The following is a 23,649-nucleotide window of genomic DNA, read 5'->3' on the forward strand; positions in this document are numbered from 1 at the left end:
CGCTGATTGGAGCCTACTGGCGCACCGGCGTGTTCAGGCTGGTCAGGTGTCTCTCAGCGGTTCCGCGTGCCCAAGCGTTCGCACGAAATGGGAGCAGTGTGGGAGCGCGAGTGATGAACACATTCGCGATGACCAGGTGGTCACCTGGCTTCGTCCGGTCCTTCCACGATCCAGGACCACCCGCCGTCCACTTCCCAGCGGCGCTGGAGTTGTTCGAGCATTCGACCGAATACACCTCTGGTCAGTACGCCCGCGCTGCCGCGGACGCCGGGGTGCGGCTCTCTGTTGGCCGCAAGGGACAGTGCTGGGACAACGCGGTCGCCGAGTCGTTCTTCGCCACCATCAAGACCGAGTTCCTCGCCCGGTAGTCCTGGCTCACGAAAGCTAAGGCGCACAAGGCAATCTTCGAATATGCCGACGGTTGGTACAACACCCGCAGACGGCATTTGGAACTGGCCGAAGGCGCGGACCATCCCACTATGCCGCTGGTCCTCGACGTCCGGCTCGTCGTGCGCAACTCGACCGCCGCCCCACCTCGCTCGGCGGACCGTCAGCTCCGGCCCGGCGTCATCTCCGTGACCGGCCCAAGCGGCGATGCTGGAAGTCACACGAGTGTGGCGGGCACAGTGCTCGACGTCGGCCGGTGGTGGAAGGCCGACACCAGCATCTGGTTGACCGCGCACGCGGATAGCGGTGCCCGATCCGCTGGCGAGTGCGTTCACCGCAGCGTGCTCGGTTCGCGGTCGCGGACAAGGCAAGAGCAGCCGGATCGTTGCGAGGTCTTGGTCAGTGCGTGGCTGATCAGCTGACGGGGCAGGTCGAATGGGACGTGTCACCGTGAAACCGCCTGGGAGGTCAGGCAGGACCGGAGCGCGAAGGGCGAGCGAGAGCGGTGAGCATTGCCGCGGCGAGGGCGGGCCGGATGGTGCCCGCTCCGAGGCCGATCTCGACGAGGTCGTCGAACGCGCGCTGGTGGTCGCGTGCGGCGGTGGTCGCCACATCGACCAGCCAGGGTGCGCGAATGAGCCGGGAGACCGCATCGGTGTGCCGAAGGTGCCTGCCCAGGGTCTCGCGCAGTGATCGCCGGTACCGGTCGGCGGGCCCGGTTGTCAGAGCAGCGGTACCGGCCAGGAATCCGGACAGGATCGCGTAATAGATCCCTTCCCCGGTGAGGGGATTGATCAGCGACGCGGCGTCGCCGGCCAGCAGCACGCGGCCGTGGCCGACGTCGGGTCTCCCGGGCGACAGCGGCAGCCTGTGTCCGCGCAACGTCACCGGTGGGCAGTCGGGCAACAGGGCGTGCAGGCGTTCCGTCAGATGTGCCCGTGTCGGCGTTTCAGCGCGTATGAGTTCGCCATAGCCAACGTTTGCAGTGCCATCACCGATGGGAAAGACCCACGCGTACGCGGGCCAATGCGCTGTGGTCATGACGAGTCGCTGCTCGCCGGCGGGCCACGGCTGCGCGCTCGTGTACCCGCGCAGCGCGATGGCGGTGGTACCTGCCGGCGCTCTGCGGGCTCCGCACTGCCGTCGTACGACCGACTCCGCGCCGTCCGCACCGATGACGACGCGGGCCCAGGCGATACCGTCGATGTCGACACCATCTCTGACAGGTGTGAGTGTGCGCACCCGGTGCCGTCGCAGCCGGGCGCCTGCAGTGCGCGCAGCTTGCACCAGCCGCAGATCCAGCAGCGCGCGCGGCACCACCGAAGCCGGACGAGCGAACCGGCGGGCGGCCGTTACACCTCGCGGCGAGGTCAGGCGCAGGTCCCGAACCGGAGCGGTACCGGCTGTCAGTGCGGCGAGGTCCACACCGAGTGCGGCAAGGATGTCCAAGGCATGGGGCGCGACACCATCTCCGCAGATCTTGTCACGCGGGAAGTGGGCGGAGTCCAGCATCAGCACCCGGGCTGCCGGATTCGCGCGCATCGCCGCGAGTGCGGCCGTCGACCCGGCTGGCCCGGCGCCGACGACGGCGAGGTCCCATTCGCTGCTCGCCGGCATCAGCGCGCGAGCTGGTCAACAGCGGCGGCGAACAGCCACGGCGCACGGGCTGCGGCAGGAACGATCCGACGGCCGAGTGCGGGTCGATTTCTGGCCCACAGCAGAGACTCGGTCAACCAGCGAGACCGCCGTGACGTGCGAGTCCATGCACGTTCGTAGGCGGCGGGCCGCCCGGCGCGCAGGCAACGGACGAGGTCTGCTGCGGTGCTCAGCGACAGCGCCAGCCCTTCGCCGGTCAGCGCGTCGACGTAGCCTGCCGCGTCCCCGGCGAGCAGCACCCGCCCCGCCACCCTCCCCGTCGCCCGCTGCCGCAGCGGCCCGGCGCCGCGGACACCGGAGACCGGTCGCGCGCCGGCCAGGCGCGCCGCCAGCTCGGGGAAGGCGAGGAGCTGCTCGGTGAATCCGCCCCGGACCGACGACAGGATTGCGACCCCGATGGTGTCCGGTGCCACGGGTGTCACATAGGCCTCTGACTTCGGTGCCCATGTCACCTCCACCGCACTGCTGATCGGGCTGAGCTCGAAGTGGCGGCGCTGTCCCCACCTCGGCGCCGATGCCGTGCCCCGGCCGGCGTTCTCGGTGAGACCGACGAGGTCGCGAATCGATGAGTGCAGGCCGTCCGCCGCGACGAGGTAGCGCGCTCGCAGAGCACCGGCCCGCACGTGGTCGTCGTACTGGAGGACATCGGTCACCGGGAGCGTCAGCACTGGCACTCCGGCGCGTGCGACCGCCGCGCGCAACGCGTCGTGCAGCTGGGTGCGGCGGACTCCGAGTCCGGTGCCGCTGCGGAACGGCGCGTGCGCGACCAGAGACCCCTGCTGGTAGGTGATGCCTTCGATCGGGTGTCCAGCCGGGGCTACGCCCAGCGCGGTAAGTGCTCGCACGGCACCGGGCATCAGTCCTTCCCCGCACGCCTTGTCGAGCACGCCGGACCGTTTCTCGCAGACCACCACGTCCATGCCCGCCCGTGCGCAGCCCAGCGCCACCGCGAGACCGGCGGGTCCGCCTCCGGCGACGATGACGTCGTGCATTCGATCAGGCATGTGCGGTCCGCAGCGCTTCGTTCTCCCCGCGGATCCGCACCGCCAGCAGACCTGCGTTCAACACGGTGAAGACGAGCGCGGTCAGCCAGGCTCCGTGCACCAGCGGCAGGGCGAAACCCTCGATCACCACGGCGACGTAGTTGGGGTGGGGGAACAGGCGGTATGGACCGCTGGTCACTCGGGGCAGCCCCGGCACGACGACGATGCGGGTGTTCCACTGACGTCCGAGCACACGGATGCACCACCACCGCAACGCCTGCGACAAGACGACCAGCACGAGCATCGGCCAGCCGAGCGCGGGTGCGAAGGCGCTGCCGGCCAGCCACACATCGAGCAGGCATCCGGCCAACAGCCCGGTGTGCAGCACGACCATGAAGGGGTAATGCGCGAATCCCGTCTCGCGTCCACCGCGAGCGAGGCTCCACGCCATGTTGCGCTTGGCGACGACGAGCTCGGCCAGCCGCTCCACCGCGACCAGGCCGATCAGCACCGAGTACCACACCTGGCTCACCACCTCAGCAACACCAACTCGGCGCAGAAACCCGGCCCCATCGCCATCACCACGCCCCAGTCGCCAGGTGAGGCCGGTCTGCTCGCGAGCGTGTCAGCGAACACGTGCAGCACGGATGCCGAAGACAGGTTGCCGATCTCGTGCAACGACCGCCACGTCATGGCGAGATCGTCCTCGTCGAGGCCGAGCACCGACTGGATCGCCTCGATCACCTTCGGCCCGCCTGGGTGGCAGATCCAGCGCGCGATGTCGCCGACCTCCAAGCCGTGTGGTGCCAACAGGTTCTTGACGTCGTCGGCTAAATGCTCGCGCACCAGTTCCGGCACTTCGGCGCCCAGCACGATCTTCAGGCCGGTGCTGCCGATGTCCCATCCCATGGCGCGTTCGGAGTTCGCGTACAAGTGGCTCAGCGAGTCCACGACCTGCGGTCCGGCCGCCGCGCCGGGATGCTCCGAGCCGACCGCGACGACGGCGGCCGCGCCGTCGCCGAAGAGACCCGAGGCGATCATGTTGGCAGCGCTGGGATCCTGCCGCTGCACGGTCAGCGAGCACAGCTCGACCGACACGAGCATCGCCACCGAGGTCGGCCAGCCGCGCAGGAAGTCGTGCAGCCGCGCGACCCCCGCCGCACCGGCCAGACACCCGAGCCCGATGATCGGGATCCGCTTCACGTCCGGCCGCATGCCGATACGGGCCGCGATCCGCGCGTCGAGGGACGGCACGGCGATCCCGGTGACGGTCGTCGACACCACAAGATCAACATCGGACGGTCGCAGACCCGCGTCCGCCAACGCCGCCAGGGCCGCCTCACAGCCGAGATCGACAGCAACCGACAGAAAAGCGTCGTTGGCCTCGGTGAACCCGTCGAGGTCGCCGTACCGCTCGATGGCCAGCGCGAGGTGACGCGAACCGACGCGCGCACTGCTGTGGAAGCGGGCGACCACCGCACGGGAAGCGGAATCCGGCAAACACAGCTGCGCGAACAGGTTTGTCAGCCGAGCCTGTGGGTAGCGGTGCGGCGGAAGAACACCGTGGACCGCCGAAATTGTCGTCATCCCTTTCACGGTACGGCTTCCGCCTACACTCGGCAGATGAGCGGGACAGCGGTCCACCTGGGGAGATCGTCGCGATTGCTGCGAGGTCTCGCGCAGGCGTGTCATCCCCTGCCCAGCCTGGCGGTCACCGCGGTGGCCGTCCTCCTGGGATCAGGCAGCGGCCTCGACGGTCCGCGCACGGTGCTGCTCGGCGCCGCGGTGCTCACCGGACAGCTGTCGATCGGCTGGTCCAACGACTGGATCGACGCGGCGCGCGACCGTGCCACCGGACGCGCCGACAAACCTGCCGCCACCGGAAGCGTTCCGGTGCGCGCCGTCGCGGTCGCGGCGGTCGCGGCGTCGGCGGCAACCGTCGTGTTGTCGTTGCTGCTGGGATGGTTCGCCGGCATCACGCTGATTCTGAGCGTTGCGGGCGGGTGGGCGTACAACCTCGGCCTCAAGGCCACGGTTCTTTCCGGCGCCGCCTACCTGTTCACCTTCGCCGCGCTGCCGATCGGCGTGTACGCGGCCGCGCCGGGCGAACCATGGCCGCCGTGGTGGGTGCCCGTGGTCAGCGCGCTGCTCGGGTTCGGAGCGCACTTCGCCAACGTGCTCCCGGACCTCCGCGCGGACGCCGAGACCGGCGTGCGCGGCCTGCCCCACCGACTCGGACCGCGCGCTGGGGTGATCGTCATGGCCGTCGCCCTCGCCACGGCGTCCGCGGTGCTGGGCCTCGCCCCCGCGGGAGCGTCGGCGCTCTACTCGGCGGTCGTGGTGACGGCGGGGATCGCGTTGGCCGCCGCCACCACCGTGGTCGCGATCCGCGCACCGCACAGCACGATCGCGTTCCGGCTCACCGTCGCCATCGCGCTGCTGGACGTGGTGCTGCTGATCACCGGCACTGCTTGACGGCCACCGGCCATGCGGATGTTTCATAGCCTGTGGGGTCAGCGGGCGGTGGCGTGATCGTCGCCGCGGCGCGTTCAGCCGGGTCGCGTGCTGCTTGTCCCCTTGTGAGAACGGAGCCGAGGCCGATGAGCAGCGCCTTCAGCCGAGCAGTGCGGTGACGTTGGTGCGATCGGCGCCGAGAGTCACATACGGCTGTGCCCACTGCTTGTCGGTGTCGGTGGGGGTTTCGCCGTTGCAGAACGGTTTGCGGCCGTGTGCGGCGTAGTGGCGCAGTAGAGAAGTCGAGCGTGTGCCTGGCCGACAGCACCGGCATGTCCTTGTGGTGGCGAAGGAACATCCATGTAGAAGCCGAACACGCCCTGGTGCACCAGGATGAAAGCGATCATCAGGTACCGCTCACGGCCCGAGTGCCTGATCGAATGCCAGTGCGGCGCATAGCCTTCGAGTAGCAGCGGGAAGAACAGGTACGCCTGCCGTGCCGCGAGCCACCGCGGCGGTCCGTGCTTGGTCAGGCGCGGTGGCTGTGATCGACGGCTCTGGCGGGGCTCGTCTGGGGCTTTGCCGCGTGCGGCACCGACGGGATCACCCGCACGGCCGTTCCTGAGGATTTGGACGCTCGGCCGCCGCTGACGTTCGAGAACCCGTTCTGCCTGGCCATGGGGGAACCAGGCAGAACGGGACCCGATCAGCGGGTGGGACCGGTCCAGCCGGCGTCGATGCGGGCGACGCGCACGCGTTGCGGGTGGTCGCCGACCGGCACGGAGACGAGTTTCTGCCCGGTGGCGAAGTCGATCGCGGTGATCTGGTCGGAGCCGCTCTCGGAGATGACGCACGCGCGCCCATCACCGCTGACGGTGGCCCAGTAGGGCTTGGAGGCCGTGACGAGCGGGCCCTGCTCGAGAGTGGTCCGGTCGACGACCGTGGCGTAGTCGTCCATGGTTCCGGCGACGCAGAGCTTGCTGCCGTCGGGGTTCATGGACAGGCCGTGGTGGCGCGAGTCGTTGACGAAGGTCTTGCGGTCGTCACTGGTGTTCGGGTTCTTCGGCAGGGTCTTGACGCGGGTGATCCTGTCGGTGGCGACGTCGTACTCCAGGAAGCCGTTGAAGAACGACACCTGGAAGTACAGCTTCGAGAAGTCGGGGCTGAACACCGCGGGCCGCACGGCGTTGGACAGGTCACTGCGGCCGAAGGCGTTCAGCCTGCTGCGCATGTCGATGGTCCTGACGACCTGGTAGGTGGTGGCGTCGACGACGGTGATGTGCCGGTCGCCCTTCAGCCAGTCCTGGTCGGGGGCGTCGAAGTCGTTGTTGACCTCGCCGATCGACATGTTCCAGAGGTACCTGCCGCCGTCGGTGAAGACGTTCTCGTGCGGTTTGGCACCGGTCCGGAAGGAGCCGAGCTGCCTGCCGGTGTTGATGTCCAGCACGTGCACGGTGTTGGAGGTCGACGCCGAGACCGCGACCTTGCTCCCGTCGGGGGAGACGGCCATGTGGTCGGAACGGAAGCCGGACACCGGGAACCGCCACTTGACCGCCCCGGTGGCGAGGTCGAGGGAGACGACGTCGGCGAAGCTGGGCCGGGAGACGACCATGGCCGAGCCGTCGGGGGTGGAGTACATGTCGTCGACGAACTGGTCGTGTCCTTCGCCGGGGCCCGACCGGATGCCCAGGAAGAACGCCAGCTTGATCGGGTTGAGGTAGATCTCGGTCAGCCGCTGGGTCTTGTCGGGGATGACGTTGAGCCGGCCGATCCTGGCGAAGTCACCGGTGGACTTGACGACGTCGGCGGTGCCGTCCCAGTTGTTGCCCACGAACATCACCTCCCGCAAGGGGGCGGCGGAGGCGGCCGGGGTGGTGACGCAGGCGGCGAGCACTGCCGCCGCGGCGAGGGAGTGGGTCAGGCGGCGGCGCGTGAGAGCGCTTCCGGCGGGGGCTATCCGTACAGGGTCGGACGTAGCGTGCATCGCTGCTTCTCCGAGTGTGGTGGGCGCCCCGCGAGGGAGCGCATGCCGCAGGGAAATCTGAACTTGGCCGAGTTCAGATCTGGCTACTCGATAGTAGGGACCGTGTGATGGCCGCCACAAGACCCGGTGGGGGAGACTGCTGCGGATCGATGGAGGAACAGTGGCAGGCAGGATCACCCCGGCGGAGGGCCGTTACGCGGGCAAGGCCGCGTCCGAACGCCGGGACGAGCGCCGCAGGCGGTTCCGGGAAGCCGGCCTGGAGCTGTTCGGCACCACGACGGGCTACCGGGGAACCCGGCTGGGTGATCTGTGCAAGGCCGCGGGGTTGTCGAGCCGCCAGTTCTACGAGGAGTACCGCACGCTGGAAGACCTGCTGGCCGATCTGCACCTCCACGTCAACGACGTGGCCGGGAAGGCCGTCGCCGAGGTGCTGCCCAGCGTTGCGCACCTGACCGTCCCGGAGCTGCTGCCCGCGGTCGTGCACGCCTACGTGAAGGGTGCCTGCGCCGACCTGCGGCACGCCCGCATCGCGTATGTCGAAGTCGTCGGAGTCAGTCCTCGCATGGACCGCCAGCGCCTCGAACGCCGCGCCGTCTGGATCGAGATGATCAACCGGCTCGCCGAGGAAGCCGCCACCCGCGGCGAGATCCCGCCCGGCAACTACCGCATCACCGCGGCGGCCATCATCGGTGCCGTCAACGGGCTCATGCACGACTGGGTCGTCGGGTGGGTGGACGCGACCCTGAACGAGATCGCGGACGAGCTGGCCCAGATGGTGCTCGGCAGGTACAAGATCGCCGGGTGAACGTTGTGCTCGCCGAAACACCATTCGTGTAGGTGAGGCGGCGCGGTGATGCTCGTTGAGCATGCCGCCCGGTCGCCGCTGTCGGCGGATGTTGAGCTGGGTGACGGCTGCTTGATCCGTGGTCGGTGTTGGCGGCGGATGTAGCGGTCGGGCGTTCTCGAGGTCCATGACGAGGGTCTTCGCGGCTTGAGCGACCCAGGAGGCGGTGGGGTGCGCGGTGGCGCCGAAGCGTGCTGGCCTGCGAGTGGAGGAATGTTGACCAGGTCGTGGTACCGCGCTCCGGCGTTCTTACAACACCCAACAAACCACTACCACGTCCCGTCGGCTTGCCAGCGACGCTTGATCCAGCTGTCCGGGTTGCTGTGCCAAGTCACTGGGCCGTCCGGTACTCACCCGGCGAGCGTCCGGCGAACCTCTTGACCGCGGCGCTGAACGCGCTTTCGGTGCGGTAGCCGGCGGCCGCGGCAATCGAGGCGACCGTGCCGGTGTTCAGCGCGGGACCGAGCCGCGGGTGTGTCAGCACGTCCGAGGTGTGGTCGCGCAGCACTTGGAGCAGGAGCACCTGGCAGAGGCGGTCGAGGATCATCCTGCTGCCGCTGTGGATCTCGCCCCTGATGAGCGCGATGGTCGCCGCGGCGGTGCCCGCCCGGACGCGGATCACGGGCGGCAAGACCTCCAGCAGCCGGGCAGCTTCCGGATCGCAGGTGAAGCCGGCGCCGAGCAACGTCGTGTCATGGCCTGCGCCGACCCTGGCCGTGTCGCGCTGGGTGCCGTGCTCATGGTCGTAGCAGGGCTTCGCGAAAACCGGCGGGGGTGCTCGGGTGGGCGGTCATGCCGCTGCTCCCACCGAACGGTCGGTCACCAGGGTCATCGGCCGTGCCAGCCGCGCGAATGGCGCGACCAGGCCGATCAGCGGCACCGGTGGTGTCTCGTCGTCCGCTTCGGTCAGGTGCACCACCAAATCGCGACGCCGGAACACGGTGGTTCCACCGGAGACGACGGTGATACCGGCGAGCCGCCGGGCGAGTTCGCCGGCGTGCCCGGGCAGCGACTCGTACAGGACGGCCCTGCGCGGCAGGCGACCGGTGAGGCCGTTGCCGGACGCCACCCGCATCACGGCGGTCGCCAGGAACCGACGGAGGCTCGCTTCGTCGGTCACATCGCAGTCGTGGACCAAGTGCGGCCGCAGCCGCTGCTCCACCGCCTGGATCTGGGGTTGCCCCGCCAGGCGCCGGACGGCTTCCGAAGGAGGGCAGGTGATGTCCACCACCCGCACCACGACACGCCCGGCCATGAAGATCGAGGTGCGCTCCAGCAGCACCCACCCCCTCTCCCGCCTGCACACCGGAAGGGCTGCGTACCCGGAGAGGATCTCGGCCACAACCGCCTCCGATCCGGCCCGCACCGGGAAGGTCAACGCATAGCGGTCCACGGTTCGACCTCCGGTCATCGTGACCGCGGGGAAGCCACCGCGGTGGCCACCGAGAGGCTGCTCGTTCATCGGAACAGCACTTGGTCGACCACGGTCGGCAGGACGTCGGGATGGGGTGTGGTCGGGCTGCGCCACGCGATGAACCCGTCCGGACGGATCAGGACGGCGCCGTCGTCGGTGATGCCGCAGCGACGGGTGAAGTCGCCGGTGGGGTCGTGCAGGGTGTCGCCGATGCGGTGGTGCTCGATCCAGGTGCCCGAGAGGTTCGCGGCCTGCTGCCAGCCGGTGCCGGCGGGGCCGGCGACGAGTACAAGGCCGCGCCCCAAGAGGTCGATAGTGGACAGTTCGGTGCCGTTGTGCCCCAGCGTGATGTGAGGTGCGCGGCAGCCTGGTGCGGCGGTGGGGTGGTCGGGGTCTTCCACCGGGTTCGGAGTGGGGGTGCCGTCCGGGACGAAGGCGCCTTCGGGGTAGGTGTAGCCGAACATCGTCGCCCGTTGGCGGATGGCGCTGTCGCGTGCGTCGCCCGGCTTGCCGTTGACCAGGCCGTACCGCTCGACGGTCAGCGCGGTGGTGTGCCGGGCCACCGGGAGGCGTTCGGTCTCGTAGGTGGCCAACAGGCCCGAGCCGGCCACGCCGCGGTGGTGCAGGGCGATCTTCCACACCAGGTTGAAGACGTCCTGGACAGCGGTCGCCACGCCGAAAGTGCCCACGGGCGGCATGACGTGGGCGGCATCGCCGGCGATGAACACCCGGCCGACGTGCATGCGGTGGGCGATCTGGCCGGAGATCTCCCACGGGGCGTCGGACACGCGCTCGATCACGATCGGCAGTTCGTCGACGCCGATGGCAGTGCGCAGCAGGTGCACGCACCGCTCCTCGGTGAAGTCGGCGACGTCGTCACCTTGCCGCAGGGAGACGGCGAACCGCCACCGCTTCGCGCCGTCGATGGACGTGAGGAACCCGTGCACGGCGGGGTTGCGCACGGTCAGCGCGACGATCTTGCGCCCGCGCAACGGTTCGCGGAGATCGGCCTCGAAGTGGATGTTGACCTTGCGCGCCAGGAGGTCCGAGCTGTCCTGCCCGATGTCGAGCATGCGGCGGACGGGACTGTGCGCGCCGTCCGCCACGATGAGGTAGTCGGCACGGACACGCTCTTCCCGCCCGGTGCGGTGGTCGCGCACCACCGCGACAACGCAGTCGGGCTTGTTGTCCACCGCCACCACCTCGTGGTGGTAGCGCACGTCCGCGCCGGCCTGGACGGCGCGTGCGCGCAGCAGTGGTTCGAGCTGGTTCTGGTCGATCGCAGCCCACCGGCAAGGGCTCAGCGAGTCGGAGCCGGTGTCGAGGCGGTTGGGCAGCCGCAGCAGTTCCGGGCCCGCCAGGGTTTCGGCGTGGGCGACGACGGTGTGGTCGGCGATCGGTGACCGCACCCGCTCGATGGCCTGCTCCAGGCCCACAGCGCGGTAGAGCTCCATCGTGCGCGGGTTGAGCGCGCGGGCCCTGGGGTCGGTCGACGGTTCGGGATGGCGCTCCACCAGCAGGGTCGGCACGCCGTACCAGGCGAGGAGCACGGCGGCGGACAGGCCGGTCACGCCTCCGCCCGCGATCAGCACCGGGATCTCAGACATGGCGCTCCCAGCGGTAGAACTCGTGTGCCATCGCGTCCTTGGGCTCGCGCCACGTGTCGGGGTCGTAGGCGGAGACGAACGGGCTCAAGTCCCGGCTGATCCGCCGGAACCGGGGGTCCTCGTGGTGCGCGGCCACCGCCTCCGCCAACGGGCGGTCGCTCTCCACCAGGTGCAGGTAGAGCTCGCCGAACCGGAACAGGCTGCGCGACCGAACGCCGAGCGCGGCGGGAAGGTCGGAGTGGCGGTCGGAGCCGGCGAACACGGCGGCGACCTCGTCGGCGGCCTCGGGGACCATGCGGGCGACGATCAGGGTGCGGTGCACGCGAACTCCTCGACCTTCCGCTTGATCAGCGCCATCTGGAGGCGGCTGTTGTCGTTGATGTGCTTGGTCATGGCGGCGTCGTCCACCGGGGCGTCGGGTTTCATCGCGAAGTCCTGCATCCAGCACATGCGCACGCCCGTGTCGAGTTGTTCGTAAGTCCAGCGGATGTGCATCCGCTCGAACGGCCCGGTCTCGACGCGTCGGGCGGTGACCGTCCTGGTGGCCCGGTCCGCGACGCGCTCGGACACCCAGCTCCACACCCTGCCGGCCGCGTCCGGGTGCATGGTGAGGCGGAACAGCACGCGGTCGCCGTCGCGTTCGAGCACCTCGACCGAGTCGTACTCGCTGAACAGCTCCGGCCAGCGCTCGACGTCGTTGGTGCGTTCCCACACCAGATCCATCGGCGCGTCGATGACGATCTCGTTCTCGGTGTGCCCGCTCATCCTCACGCCCTCCCCGGCAGCAGGGCCAGCAGCTCGCGCGGCGACTGGTGCGGTCGCAGGTCGGCGTCCTTGGACACGCCGTGCTCGCGTTGCAGCTCGGCCAGCACGCCCATCAGGCCGAGGGAGTCCACGCCGAGGTCGTCGAACGTGCGGCCGGGGTCGGTGAGCTGCTCGCCGGTCACGGGAACCCCGGTGCACCGGCTGATCAGCGCCGCCAGGTCGTCGGGGGAAAGTCGGGTGTCCACGTCACATACCTCCGCTGATCAGTGATTCCGGGTGGCGCAGCACGAGCGCCGAGTTCCCGCCGTACACACCGCGGGACAGCACCAGGACGGTGCGCAGCTCCACCGGGCGGGCGTCGCCGGTGACCAGGTCGAGGTCGAACCGGCACTCGCGCACGCCCGGGGTGGGCGGCACGAGACCGTGTTCGAGGGCCAGCACCGCGGTGGCGACGTCGAGCACGGCCGCGGCGGCGTAGCAGCGCCCGTACCCGGCTTTGGGCGCGGTCACCGGCACCCGGCTCGCGTGCTCACCCAGCAGCAGGCGCAACGCCTCGGCTTCGGCGGCGTCAGCACGCGGGTCGGCCATCGCGTCGAGGAACACCGCGTCCACGTCGTCGGGGGTCAGACCCGCCTCGGCCAGCGCGCCCGCGGCGGCCCGCAGCAGTCCCTGCGCCGACCGGTCGAACCGCCGCCGGCCGGTGTAGGTCGCGCAGTGCCCCGCCACCACCGCTTTCACGGCGGCGCCCCGGCGGTGCGCGGCGTCGGCGTCCTCCACGACGAGCATGGCGCCGCCCTCGGCCGGCGCGAACCCGTCGGCCCGATCGGTGAACGGCTGGTAGGCCGTGGCCGGGTCGCCGGACGTGCTGAGCAACCCCAATCCGAGCTGGCAGCACATCGCGTACGGGCAGAACGGGGCTTCCGCGCCGCCGACGAGCATGGCACGCGCGCCTCGTCGCAGCTCACCCCCGGCGGCGGCGAGGACGTCCAGGCCGCCCGCTTCGTCGGCGACGAACACCCCGGACGGACCGCGCAGGCCGTTGCCGATGGAGACCTGGCCGGAGCACGCGGCGTAGAACCAGGCGATCGACTGGTAGGGGCCCACGTGCTCGGGTCCGTGCCGCCACAGCCGTTCGATCTCCCGCTGGCCGAACTCCACACCGCCGCTGTAGCTGGCCGTCATCACGCCGAACTCGAAGGGCTCCACCGCGGCCGGGTCCAGCGCGGCGTCGCGCAGCGCCAGGTCGGCGGCGGCGAGGGCGAAGTGGGTGAACCGGTCGGTCTGCACGGTGATCCGCGGTTCGACCCACCCGGCCGGTTCGAACCCGGTCACCTCGCCCGCCACGGTGACCGGGTAGGGGTTGGGCTCGAACCGTCCGATCGGCGCCAGCGCCAGGTGCCCGTCGCGCACGGCGGGCCAGAACTCGCCTACCCCAAGACCGCTCGGGGCGATCACACCGAGACCGGTCACGACGGGCGCGGAACCGGTGGGTGCGGGGCTCATGGCCGCCCCGCTCTCGTCAACACCACCGCGGACTGGAACCCGCCGAAGCCGCTGCCTACCGACAGCACCACGTCCAGCTGGCGTTCTCGCGCGGTGTGCGGCACGTAGTCCAGGTCGCACTCGGGGTCCGGCGTGTCCAGGTTGGCGGTCGGCGGGACCACGCCGTGGACGAGGGCCAACGCGCAGGCAGCCAGTTCGATGGAGCCGATCGCGCCCAGCGAGTGGCCGATCATCGATTTGATCGAGCTGACCGGCACCTGGTGCGCACGCTCACCCAGCAGCCGGTGGAACGCGGCGGTCTCGTGCCGGTCGTTCTGCCGGGTGCCCGAGCCGTGCGCGTTGACGTAGCCGACCTCGGCCGACGCCACCCGGGCGTGGTCCAGCGCGCGCCGCGCGGCCTCGGCCATTTCGACGCCCTCCGCCGTCAGGCCGGTCATGTGATGGGCGTTGCTGCGGGTGGCGAAGCCCGCGACCTGCGCCAGCACCTTCGCGCCCCGGCGACGGGCGTGGTCGAGATCCTCCAGCACCAGCACGGCCGCGCCCTCGCCGAGCACGAACCCGTCCCGGTCGCGGTCGAACGGGCGAGCCGCGTGCGCGGCGTCGTCGTTGCGCGCCGAGGTCGCGCGGATCGCGTCGAAACAGGCCACCGTGATCGGCGAGATCGGGGACTCCGAGGCCCCCGCCACCACTACGTCGGCCCGGCCGTCCTCGATGAGGCGGGCGCCGTGGCCCACCGCGTCCAGCCCGGCCGTGCACCCGGTGGACACCGTCCGCACCGGCCCGCAGGCGCCGACCCGGTCGGCGACCTCCGCGGCCAGCGTGGCGGGGGACAGGGCACAGTGCAGGAACGGCGAGGCCGCGCCCGCGTCGACCACCCACTGCCGCCCGCGTCGCGAGGTGGCCACGTAGTCCTGCTCCAGCAGCGTCGTGCCGCCCACGGCGGAACCCATGCTCACACCCAGCCGCCACGGGTCCGCGATGTCCACCTGCGCCTGTCGCCACGCCTCGTCGGCGGCGACGGCGGCGAACTGGACGTAGCGGTCCATCCGGGTGATCTCCGCGGTGGTCAGGCCCGCGTGCGCCGGGACGAAATCGCACTCGGCGGCAATCCTCGACCGGAACCCCTCCGGGTCGAACAGGGTGATCGGCCGGGTGGCGGTGCGCCCGGAGGTCAGCAGCTCCCAGAAGGAGTTCGTCCCGATGCCGCCCGGTGCCACCACCCCCAGGCCGGTGACTGCCACCCGGCGCGTCACGACACCTGCTCCGTGTCCACGTGCCCCAGGTCCGGCCGGGGCGCCAACGGGGACAACTGGAACAGCACGCGCGCCGGCGACGTCCCGGTGTTGCGGAGGCGGTGCCGCACCCCGATCGGCACCAGGATCGCCTGGTCCGTGCGCACCTCGTGCGGCACGTCGTCCAAGTCCAGCACCACCGGGCCCTCCACGACGTAGAGGAACTCCTCGGAGTACGGGTGGTAGTGCTCGTTCACCTGGTCGCCCGGCTCGACCAGCACGACACCCAGCAGCCCGGAGGTGGCGCCGACCGTCGCCGGGCCGAGCAGGACGCGGATGTCGCCACCGCGGCCGGTGTTGGGCGCGACGTCGTCCGGGCTCATCGCGCGGTGGAGTTGGCTGGTCATGCCACCACCCCCACCACGCGGTCGGTCACCAGCGTCATCGGGCACGCCAGGCGCACCAGCGGTGCCAGCCTGCTCGCGAGCGGCACGGCGGGCGTGCGATCCGAGGACTCCACCAGGTGCACGACCGCGTCCCTGCGCCGGAAAACCGTTGTGCCACAACCAGAACCTGAGCCTTCGGTGGCGAGCAGCCTGGCCACCTCGCCGGCCTGTCCCGGCAACGCCCGGTAGAACGCCGCCGCACGGGGCAGGTGGCCGGGGTGGCCGTTGCGGGAGGCGACCACCCGCATCACCGAGCCGGCCAGGAAACGCCGCCGGCCGTCGTCGTCGGACAGGTCGCGGTCCTGCACCAGGTGCGGCCGCAATCGCTGCTCCACGGCCTGGATCTGCGGCTGCGCGGCCAAATGCCGGATCGCCTCCCCGGGCGGGCAGGTGATGTCCACGACCCGCACCACCACCGGTCCGACCATGAAGACCGACGTGCGGTCCAGCAGCGGGCGCGCGGCCTGCGGCCGGCCGGGCGGGGGCCCGGCGTAGCCGGCCAGGATCTCGGCCACAGCCGCCTCCGACCCCGGCCGCACCGGGAACGTCAACGCATAGCGGTTCACGACTTCGCCTCCAGCAGTAGTCGATCGGCTTCGGCGCCCGGCGTGGTGGTCAGGCGGATGTGGTAGCGCGAGGACTCCCGCGCCGTCGCGCACGCGACCAGCGGGGCCGCCAGCCGCCGGTGGTCGGCGCCGCGCTCCCACGCGTGGAAGTGCGCCGCGCTCGCCCACTCGCTGGTGATCACCCAGTCCTCGGGATCACCCTCCGACTGGCACAGCTGGTCGCCGAGGTAACCCTCCACTTGCGACACCTGATGCCTGATCCGCCGGTAGGCGTCGAGGAAGCGGTCCTGGTCCGCGTCCGGCACGCGCAGGCGGAAGATCACCCGCAGTAGGCCAAGTCCGGACGTGTGGTGCTCCGCCATCTCGTCTCCTCTGGGGTGTGCACAGGATGAACAGGCAGCCTTGTAGTGATCGAAGTTTCGTTCGCCCGCGTCTGTAGGCAAGTCAGGGCCAGCCGATCGGTCGAACATCCACCCGATCGAGAGGACGAACTCGGGGCTCGGTCAGTAGGACTCTTCCGGGTAGGAAGCGATCCGGCAGGCATGCGAAGCCACCGCGCGCCGCACTCCCTCGTAGCGCAGCATCCGGCGGCACGTCCTGGCGTCGTCTTCCTCGCCCGTCTTCGCGATCTTGCACGCTTTGAGCACGTTGGCGGTCGCCTCGTACCCGTTCTCCATCACGTGGTCGATGCAGATCCCGGGATCGGCCTGAGCCGGCGCCCCCACGAACGAGAACAGAGCTGCGGCAGTGAACACCATGCCGGTCAGACCGGCCGCACGACGCAAATGCAACATCGGGTCGTCCTCTCCTGATCACGCTGACACGGCGCTTCGCCATGCCCGGCCGGGTGTTGGTCTCCGCCGGGTAACCCAGGATGCGTCAGACAAGCCGATCCGGCTTGCTCAACCCTCGATCGAGCGCAATGCCCCCCCGTCCGAGGGAAGAAGCCTCTCGCAGCGTGTGGACCGCCATCGCATCCCACTGCCCGATCGAGCACCGAGCCCACCACCCGGTGATGTTGCCGCCAATGGCAATGGACAGCCCGCTGCACCGGCACGTGCGGCGATCCCGCCCGTCCCCTCGTCTCACCGGTGTGGACGGTGGTGGCCGAGGCGGACGCCCGCTGCCGAATACCGACGCCCTGCCTCCGGAGTCGGACGCGGCCCCATCCGACCGTCATCACCGACGGCACGACGTGCCACAGCGGGATGAGATCCACGGACGGATCCCGCACGAGCCTGCCTGGAAGCAGTGTCCTGTTCGACATCGAGCGCCCGGCTCACCCGCGCGTGGAGTCGGGGGTCGCGTCCGGCGATACCATCCCGCGGACTCGGATCTCCGGGATGGTCTGGGCAGGGTGGAACACCAAGGCGCTGAACCCGCAGGACATCTCCGGCGGCGTCGGCATTCGAATGTCCTCAGTGGACGTTCTCGGTCGCACGGCCCTGTTCTGGCCTCGCCCCGGCAGTCCTGGTCGACTCGGCCAACGGCCTCCCGTACGCCATCCCGTTCCTGGGCACTCATGCCCACGCCACCATCCGGCGCTGGAACCGCCGGCGCTGGTGGAATGTGGGATCAGGGCGTTGACAGACGGCGGGTGGGGTCAGCCGACCGGGCTGGGGCCACGCTACCTCGTCGTGCGGCTGCGACGACTCGTTCACCACGCGGCGAGGAAGAGTGAACGAGCGCTTACCGCCGACGGTTCACCGATCCGGGCACCCGGCTCTGTGATCAAGAATGCCGACCAACGCACTCATCGTGTGCGGCGGATGCCCGTCGCACGTCTGAGGACCGAGTGCGTGGCGGCGCTGCCTCGAACGCCAGGACCGAGTCGCGGGGAGGGGCGGCTATTCGGATCAGAGCCCGGAAACCGAGCCTGGACGTTCGCCGCCGGGATGCGGACAACTGGTCCCGCGGGTGCGAGCGACTGCCAGAAGCCGCGTGACGCTTTGCGAACGGCTCCGAGCACGCCCACTGGGACGTGCTCGGAGCCGCGGTCCGCTCGGATCACTCGATCTCGTACTCGTCACTGCAGAGGTCGCCGTCGTCGGCGTTCGGCGTGACGTTGCCGGTGCTGCCGACCAGGGCGCCGCCGACGTAGACGCCGAGCGCGTAGGTCTTGACGTCGGTGCACGGGCCCAGGTTCCACTGCCGCACGGTCATCGGGCCGATGTTGGTCTGCCGGAGGAGCCGCACGCCGGAAGCACTGTGGCGGCTCAGCGACACGACCGCCTCGTCGAACCGGACGTCGCTGAGGTTGATCAGGGTGACGGTGAAGTTCGCGGCTTCCGGCATGGCGTCGTGGGTGACCGCCGCTGCGGTGGTGCCGGTGGTGCGGCTGAGCACCGGCGCGTCGGCCGCTCCTGCCGGCGGGCTCGCCAGCAGCAGGGCGGCGGCCGACACGGCCGCCGCGGCCACTGCGCGCACCGCGCGGGACTTGATCGTGTTCATCGGTTTCCCTCCTTGGCGCAGAACGCGCCGTTGTGTCGTCGCTGTTGCCGCACGGTCAAAGCGATGCCTTGAACAGCAGCAAGTTCGGGGTGGGCGGCTCGCCGGGGCCGGGCGCGGGGATGCCGGTGACCTTGCCCACGGAGGCGTTGGCCAGCAGCCAGGAGCGTGCCGCGGGACCCGAGTGGCTGGGATCGACCTGCATCCTGAGCGCCGCGCTGCCCGCCACCAGAGGCGCGGCCAGTGAGGTGCCGGAGGCCGACGCGGTGGCGGCGCGCTTGGTGCCGTCCGCCGCCACCGTGAAGAAGGTCGAGCTGACCCGCTCACCGGGAGCGAACAGTGTTGTGCAGTGCCCGTGGTTGGAGACCGTCGTCCCGTCCCGCATCATGCTGTCGTCGTCGGCTGTGCCGCCCACGGCCGTGACTCCGACCGCGCTCGCGGGTGACCGCAGGCAGGTCTTGATGCCCTCGTTGCCCGCCGCGACGGAAACGAAGTAGCCGGCGGAGACCAGTTCAGTGGCCTTGGCATTGAGCGTGGTGTCGTGCGCCGCACCCATCGAGACGTTGACCACCGCGGGTTTCACGCCGCGGTCGAGCACCCAGTCCATCCCGGCGATCAGGGAGGACAGGCTCGCAGTGGGCGTGCAGCCGTCGGTGACCTTCACCCCGCGCACCTCGACCTTCTTGGCGACGCCGTGGATGCTCCCGCCGATGAGACCCGCCACCAGCGTTCCGTGGCCGTGGCAGTCCTCGGCCGACCCTCCGGTGGTGCTGACCATGTTGATGGCCCGGCCCTCGAACTCCGGGTGGCCGGTGTAGATGCCGGTGTCGAGCACGTAGGCCCGGATGCCGGTGCCCGTCGCGGTGTAGGTGAAGGTGTTGCTGCGGGGCAGGTCGCGCTGGTCGGCGCGGTCGAGATGCCACAGGGCCGGACCGGTGGTGCTCTGGACCGTGGCGGTCGTGCGGACGACCGCGTCCTGGCTGACCTCGGCTACCTCGGCGGTGTCCGCCCGTACGGCCGCCACCTGTCCGCCGGTCAAGCGGGCGGCGAACCCGCGCACCGTTCCCGCGGCGTAGACGTGGGTGGGCCGCAGGCCGAGGCGGGCGGCGAGCGCGGCCGGGTCGGTGCCCGGCCGGGTGCGCACGATGTAGCTGTCGGCGATCGCGTCGGAGGCGGCCATCCGCAACGGGACGAGCGGCGCCGGCTCGGCTGCGGCGGCTCCCGGCGCGGCGACTGCCGCAGCGGTCGCCGCGGCGGCCGCCACCAGCGCCGTCAGCGCGGGAATGAGTCTGGTCATCGCGTTCTCCCCAAGGCGTCGAGTGCTTGCGGGGAGAAGCGTGGGACGAGGCGGTATGGCCTACGTATGAGATGCGTGTGGCCGGAGTTCGCCGGTCACCGATCGCCTGCGGCGTTCGGGGCCTCGAGCTTGGCCCGCACCACAGCGGCATCCGGGTGGTGCAGGTCGTCGAGCAGGTGGAGGGCCTGCCGCCAGGTCACACGGGCCGCCTCCGCGTCACCCGCCGCGTACTGGGTGTCGCCGAGTCGCGTGAGCGTGCCGGATTCGTAGTAGTAGTCGTGCAGGTCCCGGTACAGGTTCAGCGCTCTCAGGTAGCCGGCTATCGCCTCGTTGTGGTTGCCCAGCTGCTGGTGCGCGTAGGCGATGCTGTCCCATGTGTGCGCGCACCCGCGCTGATCGCCCAGGTCGCCGTACAGGGTCAGCGCCTGCCCGCAGTTGCGCAGGGCGCTGCGGTGGTCGCCCAGCTTGATCTGGTGCCACCCCACCATGTTCAGCGCTTTGGCCTGTCCGTACTGGTGGCCGGCCTCCTGGTAGGCCGCCAACGCCCGCTCGGAGTGCCGCACCGCCTCCTCGACCCGGCCTTGGTGCTCCAGCGACCAGGCGACGACTCCCTCGGTGTGGGCCTGCTGGACCAGGTCGCCCACATCGCGGTGCAGCCCCAGCGCACGCGCCAGGTGCGGCTGGGCCTCCTCGTGCCTGCCCAGCAACGCCAGCGCCCGGCCCAACCCCTGGTGAAGCCGTCCCTGGCCGTCCACGTCACCGGCCAGGCGCGCGGCAGCCAGTGCGACCTGCCCGGTGACCACCCACTCGTGCCAGTGGCCCCGCCGATCGAAGCAGGTGGTGAGCAGGTGCTGGAGCCGCCAGGCGTGGGTGTGCAACCCGGCGTTCGCGGCGTGGGCGATGGCTCCCGCCAGCACGTGGCGCTCCACCTCGTACCAGCGCCACGCCTGCGCCGCATCGGCCGGTTCTTCCACGGGTACCGGTGGCGGGGGGAGTGCGAGGTGATCCCGGTTGGGCGCCAGCACGCGGTCCACGCGGTCGGCGGTGTGCAAGTAGTGGTCCAGCAGGCGGAGCAGAGCGGCGTGCCGATCTTCCTCCGCGTCGTGGGCCGCTGCTTGGTCGCCCGCGTAGGTCCGCAACAGGTCGTGGAAGGAGAACCGGCCGGGCCCGCGCTCCTGGAGAAGGTTCGCGCGGGTCAGTTCGGCGAGGGCGGCTCGGGTCTCGGGCGCGGTGCCACCCGTCAGGCAGGCCGCGGCCGGCAGACCGATGTCCGGGCCGGGGTGCAGGCCCAGCAACCGGAACGCGCGCGCCGCCCCCGAACCGATGCGCTGGTAGGACCAGGAGAACACCGCCCGCACACTGGTCATCGGATCGCCCGCGTCCAGCGCGTCGAGTCGGCGGCGTTCGTCGCGCAGTTCCTCGGCGGGCACGCGCAGCGGGAACGTCGGACGGGTGGCCGCGCGGGCGGCCACGATCGCCAGCGCCAGCGGCAAGCGTGCGCAGTGGCGGATCAGCTCGTCCGCGGCGTCCGGCTCGGCCGCGACGCGGTCCGCTCCCAGCCGGCTCGCGAGCAGAGCCATGGCCTCGTCGTCGTCGAGCGCGTCCAGCGCCAGCGGGTGGGCGCCGTGCCGCACCACCAGCCCGGTGAGCTCGATGCGGCTGGTGATCACGGTGTGGCAGGCCGAGCCGCCCGGCAGCAGCGACTGCACCTGCTCGGCATCACGGGCGTTGTCCAGCAGCACCAGCACCGCCCGGCCGGCGATGAGGCTGCGGTACAGCGCGGAGCGGGCCGTCAGCCCGGCGGGCACCCGGTCCGGTGGCACGCCGAGGGCGTCGAGGAACCCCTGCAGGACGTCGGCCGGATCCGCCGGCGGACTGTCGGGGTCGAATCCGCGCAGGTCCACGTACAGCTGTCCGTCGGGGAACCGGTCGACGACCTGATGTGCCCAGCGCACCGCGAGGGTGGTCTTGCCGATGCCCGCAGTGCCGCCGATCGCCACGGTGCCCCCGTGCGCCCCTGCCGCGTCCAGCACCTCGGACAACCGCTTGAGCTGCGCGGCACGCCCTACGAAGCCGGCGACGGGCGCGGGCAGTTGCCGGGGAACCGCCCGCCCCGGTCCACCCGCCTCGACGGGCGTGCCCGTGGTCAGGTCCAGCGTCGGGTCGGCGGTGAGGATCGCCTGTTCCAACCGGCGCAGGGCCGGTCCCGGTTCCAGCCCCAGCTCAGCGACCAGGAGCTGGTGCCCCTCGCGGGCCACCGTCAGCGCCTCGCCCTGCCGGCCCGACCGGTACAGGGCGAGCATGAGCTGACCGCGTACCCGCTCCCGCAACGGATGCAACGACACCAGGCGGGACAGCTCGGCGACCAGGTCGTGATGCCGGCCCAGCGCGAGGTCGACCTCGACGCGGGCCTCCAGCGCAGCCTGCCTGCGCTCCAGCAGTCGAGCCGCCTCGTCGCGCAGCACGTCCACCTCGTCGACATCGGCGAACGGCGTTCCCCGCCACAGGGCCAACCCCTGCCGCAGCAACGTCCCAGCGACTTCCAGGTCACCGGCGGTGGAGGCGACGCGGCCGCGTTCGACCAGGTCCTCGAACCGGGCGGAGTCCAACTCGCCCGGCCGGACCACGAGCGCGTAGCCGGGCGGGCGGTGCTCGACGCGCGCCGGATCACCCAGAGCCCGGCGCAACTGGTGGACGTAGCCGCGCAGGTTCTCCGCCGCCGTACGCGGTGGGTCCTCCCCCCACAACGCGTGCAGCAGCCGGTGCACCGAGCTGGGTTCCCGCCCGCCGCACAGCAGCACTGCCAGCAACGTCCGCAGCTTGGCCGATCCGAGCCGCACCGGTCCCGTGCCGGTGTCGACCTCCAACGCCCCCAGGACGTTGAACTCCATGACCACTCCCCCCAAGACCATGCACACCCGGCCACTCCGCCGTCCTGGCGGTGGCCGCGCAGCGCATGTGCACTCCTCACCCAACCGACGGCCAAGATCGACCACAAGAACGACGAGGCTACCCACTCACATGGGTGCCGTTGCAGTACTGCTAGTGGGATCCGGCAGAGGAATGGGGCTCACTTCCGAAACATCCTCTGTCCACTGTGGATTGAGAGCGTCCATGGGAACGGTTGCGGCTGGGCGATCTGACAGCCGACGCGCAAGAATTGTCAAATCAGGACACTGGGGCCTGTGTCGAAGGCGACTGCCACTGCGCTGCACCTCGACGTCCTCCGCGTCCTGCTCGACGCAGCGTTGCTCACCCGCTGGAGGTGTCATGAGGGTTTCCCCTCATGACACCTCGGTCGATGCCGGGGGAGGTGTGCGCCGCAGCAGGAGAACGACGAACCCGAGAACTCCGCGATAGCCGCCCAACCAGCTGGTGCGGTGGGACGCTGACATCTGAAGAGCGAGGTCGTGGCCGGGGTGTTCGGGATGGTCGAGAGCCCACTTGGCGAGGGTGCCGGTCCAGCACCATTCGTACTCGTCCCACTCCGCGAGGGTGCTGATGTATCCGTAGACCGGTGTCCACCCGTCGGCGACGACTTGGGACACGGTGGTCGGGAGATCCGCGTACTTCTGCGGACCGTCCTCCAGTTCCGCGCGGACGGCGGCGTCGGGTTCGCGCTCCCAGAAGCAGTCGCCGAGCAGGAGCATCCCGTCTTCGGCGAGGTGTTCCCGAGCGGCGTTCAACGTGGGGAGCAGCCCGCCGTACGCGTAGGCGGCTCCCACGCTGAGCACCAAGTCCGCCTTCCTGGTCGACCGGTACTCGGCGACGTCCTGGCGCCGCAGTTCCAGCCGATCTTCCAGACCGAGCCGGGCGGCCTCGTCGAGGACGTGGTCGAAGCCTTCGCCCGAGATGTCGACTCCGACGGCTGTTACGCCGTCGTGCGCCTGTAGCGCGCGTAGCAACCAGGTGCCATCGCCGCAGCCCAGATCGAGCAGGTGATCGTCCTGCCTGCGGATGGCCCGGTGGAGGAGGTGCTCCACTGTGCTGTCGCTCAGTGGAGCCGAAATCGGATGGTCTGCGTGCGCGAGAGCGCTGAGTTCGCGTCGGTCCACCAGTGCTG

The 23,649-nt window shown here is 70.5% G+C and carries 23 protein-coding genes and 1 pseudogene; 3 read left to right on the forward strand and 21 right to left on the reverse strand.

Annotation, left to right across the window (positions count from 1 at the left end):
- The first annotated feature begins 113 nt into the window (after positions 1-113).
- The gene (locus tag VM306_RS37745) at positions 114-368 is read left to right on the forward strand and encodes a hypothetical protein (protein ID WP_325523670.1); all 255 of its coding nucleotides are present in this window, start codon (positions 114-116) and stop codon (positions 366-368) included.
- Between the two features lie 487 nt (positions 369-855).
- Here the strand turns inward: VM306_RS37745 and VM306_RS37750 are convergent, their stop codons facing one another.
- Genes VM306_RS37750 through VM306_RS37765 form a run of 4 tightly spaced genes read right to left on the reverse strand, consistent with a single transcriptional unit; the run spans position 856 to position 4,622 of the window.
- On the reverse strand, positions 856-2,004 hold the full coding sequence (locus VM306_RS37750) for an NAD(P)/FAD-dependent oxidoreductase (protein WP_325523672.1): 1,149 nt from the start codon (positions 2,002-2,004) through the stop codon (positions 856-858).
- Positions 2,004-3,047 (reverse strand): NAD(P)/FAD-dependent oxidoreductase, encoded by a 1,044-nt coding sequence (locus VM306_RS37755; RefSeq protein WP_325523674.1) that lies wholly within the window; start codon positions 3,045-3,047, stop codon positions 2,004-2,006. The genes VM306_RS37750 and VM306_RS37755 overlap by 1 nt, the downstream gene beginning before the upstream one ends.
- Positions 3,040-3,558, reverse strand: a complete 519-nt coding sequence (locus VM306_RS37760; protein WP_325523676.1) for an isoprenylcysteine carboxyl methyltransferase family protein — start codon at positions 3,556-3,558, stop codon at positions 3,040-3,042. The genes VM306_RS37755 and VM306_RS37760 overlap by 8 nt, the downstream gene beginning before the upstream one ends.
- The gene (locus VM306_RS37765) at positions 3,555-4,622 is read right to left on the reverse strand and encodes a type III polyketide synthase (protein WP_325523678.1); all 1,068 of its coding nucleotides are present in this window, start codon (positions 4,620-4,622) and stop codon (positions 3,555-3,557) included. The genes VM306_RS37760 and VM306_RS37765 overlap by 4 nt, the downstream gene beginning before the upstream one ends.
- A gap of 27 nt (positions 4,623-4,649) precedes the next feature.
- Here VM306_RS37765 and VM306_RS37770 point away from each other — a divergent pair, with 27 nt between their 5' ends.
- The gene (locus VM306_RS37770) at positions 4,650-5,501 is read left to right on the forward strand and encodes a UbiA family prenyltransferase (protein ID WP_325523680.1); all 852 of its coding nucleotides are present in this window, start codon (positions 4,650-4,652) and stop codon (positions 5,499-5,501) included.
- Between the two features lie 685 nt (positions 5,502-6,186).
- Here VM306_RS37770 and VM306_RS37775 read toward each other — a convergent pair.
- Complete coding sequence (locus tag VM306_RS37775) at positions 6,187-7,464, reverse strand: YncE family protein (protein ID WP_325523682.1); 1,278 nt, start codon at positions 7,462-7,464, stop codon at positions 6,187-6,189.
- Positions 7,465-7,624: 160 nt separating this feature from the next.
- Between VM306_RS37775 and VM306_RS37780 the strand changes: the two genes are divergently transcribed.
- The gene (locus VM306_RS37780) at positions 7,625-8,269 is read left to right on the forward strand and encodes a TetR/AcrR family transcriptional regulator (protein ID WP_325523684.1); all 645 of its coding nucleotides are present in this window, start codon (positions 7,625-7,627) and stop codon (positions 8,267-8,269) included.
- Between the two features lie 370 nt (positions 8,270-8,639).
- Here VM306_RS37780 and VM306_RS37785 read toward each other — a convergent pair.
- From VM306_RS37785 to VM306_RS37860, 16 genes and pseudogenes are all read right to left on the reverse strand, one after another.
- A pseudogene (locus VM306_RS37785) lies at positions 8,640-9,050 on the reverse strand (cupin domain-containing protein); the annotation flags it as partial.
- Between the two features lie 48 nt (positions 9,051-9,098).
- Positions 9,099-9,770 carry a SchA/CurD-like domain-containing protein gene (locus tag VM306_RS37790; protein WP_325523686.1) on the reverse strand — a complete coding sequence of 224 codons (672 nt, stop codon included), beginning with the start codon at positions 9,768-9,770 and terminating at the stop codon, positions 9,099-9,101.
- A complete protein-coding gene (locus tag VM306_RS37795) occupies positions 9,767-11,329 on the reverse strand; it encodes an FAD-dependent monooxygenase (RefSeq protein WP_325523688.1) in 1,563 nt (520 codons plus the stop codon). The genes VM306_RS37790 and VM306_RS37795 overlap by 4 nt, the downstream gene beginning before the upstream one ends.
- Positions 11,322-11,651 carry a TcmI family type II polyketide cyclase gene (locus tag VM306_RS37800; protein WP_325523690.1) on the reverse strand — a complete coding sequence of 110 codons (330 nt, stop codon included), beginning with the start codon at positions 11,649-11,651 and terminating at the stop codon, positions 11,322-11,324. Before VM306_RS37800 ends, VM306_RS37795 begins: the two co-directional genes overlap by 8 nt.
- Positions 11,636-12,094 (reverse strand): SRPBCC family protein, encoded by a 459-nt coding sequence (locus VM306_RS37805; RefSeq protein ID WP_325523692.1) that lies wholly within the window; start codon positions 12,092-12,094, stop codon positions 11,636-11,638. Before VM306_RS37805 ends, VM306_RS37800 begins: the two co-directional genes overlap by 16 nt.
- A 2-nt stretch (positions 12,095-12,096) precedes the next feature.
- On the reverse strand, positions 12,097-12,339 hold the full coding sequence (locus VM306_RS37810) for an acyl carrier protein (protein WP_325523695.1): 243 nt from the start codon (positions 12,337-12,339) through the stop codon (positions 12,097-12,099).
- A gap of 1 nt (position 12,340) precedes the next feature.
- Positions 12,341-13,597, reverse strand: a complete 1,257-nt coding sequence (locus VM306_RS37815; RefSeq protein ID WP_325523697.1) for a beta-ketoacyl synthase N-terminal-like domain-containing protein — start codon at positions 13,595-13,597, stop codon at positions 12,341-12,343.
- Complete coding sequence (locus tag VM306_RS37820; RefSeq protein WP_325523699.1) at positions 13,594-14,850, reverse strand: beta-ketoacyl-[acyl-carrier-protein] synthase family protein; 1,257 nt, start codon at positions 14,848-14,850, stop codon at positions 13,594-13,596. The genes VM306_RS37815 and VM306_RS37820 overlap by 4 nt, the downstream gene beginning before the upstream one ends.
- On the reverse strand, positions 14,847-15,236 hold the full coding sequence (locus tag VM306_RS37825; protein WP_325523701.1) for a cupin domain-containing protein: 390 nt from the start codon (positions 15,234-15,236) through the stop codon (positions 14,847-14,849). Before VM306_RS37825 ends, VM306_RS37820 begins: the two co-directional genes overlap by 4 nt.
- Positions 15,233-15,841, reverse strand: a complete 609-nt coding sequence (locus VM306_RS37830; RefSeq protein WP_325523703.1) for a SchA/CurD-like domain-containing protein — start codon at positions 15,839-15,841, stop codon at positions 15,233-15,235. The genes VM306_RS37825 and VM306_RS37830 overlap by 4 nt, the downstream gene beginning before the upstream one ends.
- A complete protein-coding gene (locus VM306_RS37835; RefSeq protein ID WP_325523705.1) occupies positions 15,838-16,203 on the reverse strand; it encodes an antibiotic biosynthesis monooxygenase family protein in 366 nt (121 codons plus the stop codon). Before VM306_RS37835 ends, VM306_RS37830 begins: the two co-directional genes overlap by 4 nt.
- A 141-nt stretch (positions 16,204-16,344) precedes the next feature.
- A complete protein-coding gene (locus VM306_RS37840; RefSeq protein WP_325523707.1) occupies positions 16,345-16,635 on the reverse strand; it encodes a hypothetical protein in 291 nt (96 codons plus the stop codon).
- A 1,213-nt stretch (positions 16,636-17,848) separates the two neighbouring features.
- Complete coding sequence (locus tag VM306_RS37845) at positions 17,849-18,292, reverse strand: hypothetical protein (RefSeq protein WP_325523709.1); 444 nt, start codon at positions 18,290-18,292, stop codon at positions 17,849-17,851.
- 55 nt (positions 18,293-18,347) lie between these two features.
- On the reverse strand, positions 18,348-19,586 hold the full coding sequence (locus VM306_RS37850; RefSeq protein WP_325523711.1) for a S8 family peptidase: 1,239 nt from the start codon (positions 19,584-19,586) through the stop codon (positions 18,348-18,350).
- Between the two features lie 95 nt (positions 19,587-19,681).
- Complete coding sequence (locus VM306_RS37855) at positions 19,682-22,477, reverse strand: AfsR/SARP family transcriptional regulator (protein ID WP_325523713.1); 2,796 nt, start codon at positions 22,475-22,477, stop codon at positions 19,682-19,684.
- A 393-nt stretch (positions 22,478-22,870) separates the two neighbouring features.
- Positions 22,871-23,569 (reverse strand): SAM-dependent methyltransferase, encoded by a 699-nt coding sequence (locus VM306_RS37860; RefSeq protein ID WP_325523715.1) that lies wholly within the window; start codon positions 23,567-23,569, stop codon positions 22,871-22,873.
- Positions 23,570-23,649: the final 80 nt, after the last annotated feature.

Source organism: Lentzea sp. (genome assembly GCF_035525475.1).
In the GTDB taxonomy this organism is placed as follows: Bacteria; Actinomycetota; Actinomycetes; order Mycobacteriales; family Pseudonocardiaceae; genus Lentzea.

What these genes read in the sequence shown, in the direction of transcription:
- VM306_RS37745 (WP_325523670.1), top strand. Translation starts at nt 114, where the DNA reads ATGAACACATTCGCGATGACCAGGTGGTCACCTGGCTTCGTCCGGTCC.
- VM306_RS37750 (WP_325523672.1), bottom strand. Translation starts at nt 2,004, where the DNA reads ATGCCGGCGAGCAGCGAATGGGACCTCGCCGTCGTCGGCGCCGGGCCA.
- VM306_RS37755 (WP_325523674.1), bottom strand. Translation starts at nt 3,047, where the DNA reads ATGCCTGATCGAATGCACGACGTCATCGTCGCCGGAGGCGGACCCGCC.
- VM306_RS37770 (WP_325523680.1), top strand. Translation starts at nt 4,650, where the DNA reads ATGAGCGGGACAGCGGTCCACCTGGGGAGATCGTCGCGATTGCTGCGA.
- VM306_RS37775 (WP_325523682.1), bottom strand. Translation starts at nt 7,464, where the DNA reads ATGCACGCTACGTCCGACCCTGTACGGATAGCCCCCGCCGGAAGCGCT.
- VM306_RS37790 (WP_325523686.1), bottom strand. Translation starts at nt 9,770, where the DNA reads ATGAACGAGCAGCCTCTCGGTGGCCACCGCGGTGGCTTCCCCGCGGTC.
- VM306_RS37795 (WP_325523688.1), bottom strand. Translation starts at nt 11,329, where the DNA reads ATGTCTGAGATCCCGGTGCTGATCGCGGGCGGAGGCGTGACCGGCCTG.
- VM306_RS37805 (WP_325523692.1), bottom strand. Translation starts at nt 12,094, where the DNA reads ATGAGCGGGCACACCGAGAACGAGATCGTCATCGACGCGCCGATGGAT.
- VM306_RS37815 (WP_325523697.1), bottom strand. Translation starts at nt 13,597, where the DNA reads ATGAGCCCCGCACCCACCGGTTCCGCGCCCGTCGTGACCGGTCTCGGT.
- VM306_RS37825 (WP_325523701.1), bottom strand. Translation starts at nt 15,236, where the DNA reads ATGACCAGCCAACTCCACCGCGCGATGAGCCCGGACGACGTCGCGCCC.
- VM306_RS37835 (WP_325523705.1), bottom strand. Translation starts at nt 16,203, where the DNA reads ATGGCGGAGCACCACACGTCCGGACTTGGCCTACTGCGGGTGATCTTC.
- VM306_RS37840 (WP_325523707.1), bottom strand. Translation starts at nt 16,635, where the DNA reads ATGTTGCATTTGCGTCGTGCGGCCGGTCTGACCGGCATGGTGTTCACT.
- VM306_RS37845 (WP_325523709.1), bottom strand. Translation starts at nt 18,292, where the DNA reads ATGAACACGATCAAGTCCCGCGCGGTGCGCGCAGTGGCCGCGGCGGCC.
- VM306_RS37850 (WP_325523711.1), bottom strand. Translation starts at nt 19,586, where the DNA reads ATGACCAGACTCATTCCCGCGCTGACGGCGCTGGTGGCGGCCGCCGCG.
- VM306_RS37855 (WP_325523713.1), bottom strand. Translation starts at nt 22,477, where the DNA reads ATGGAGTTCAACGTCCTGGGGGCGTTGGAGGTCGACACCGGCACGGGA.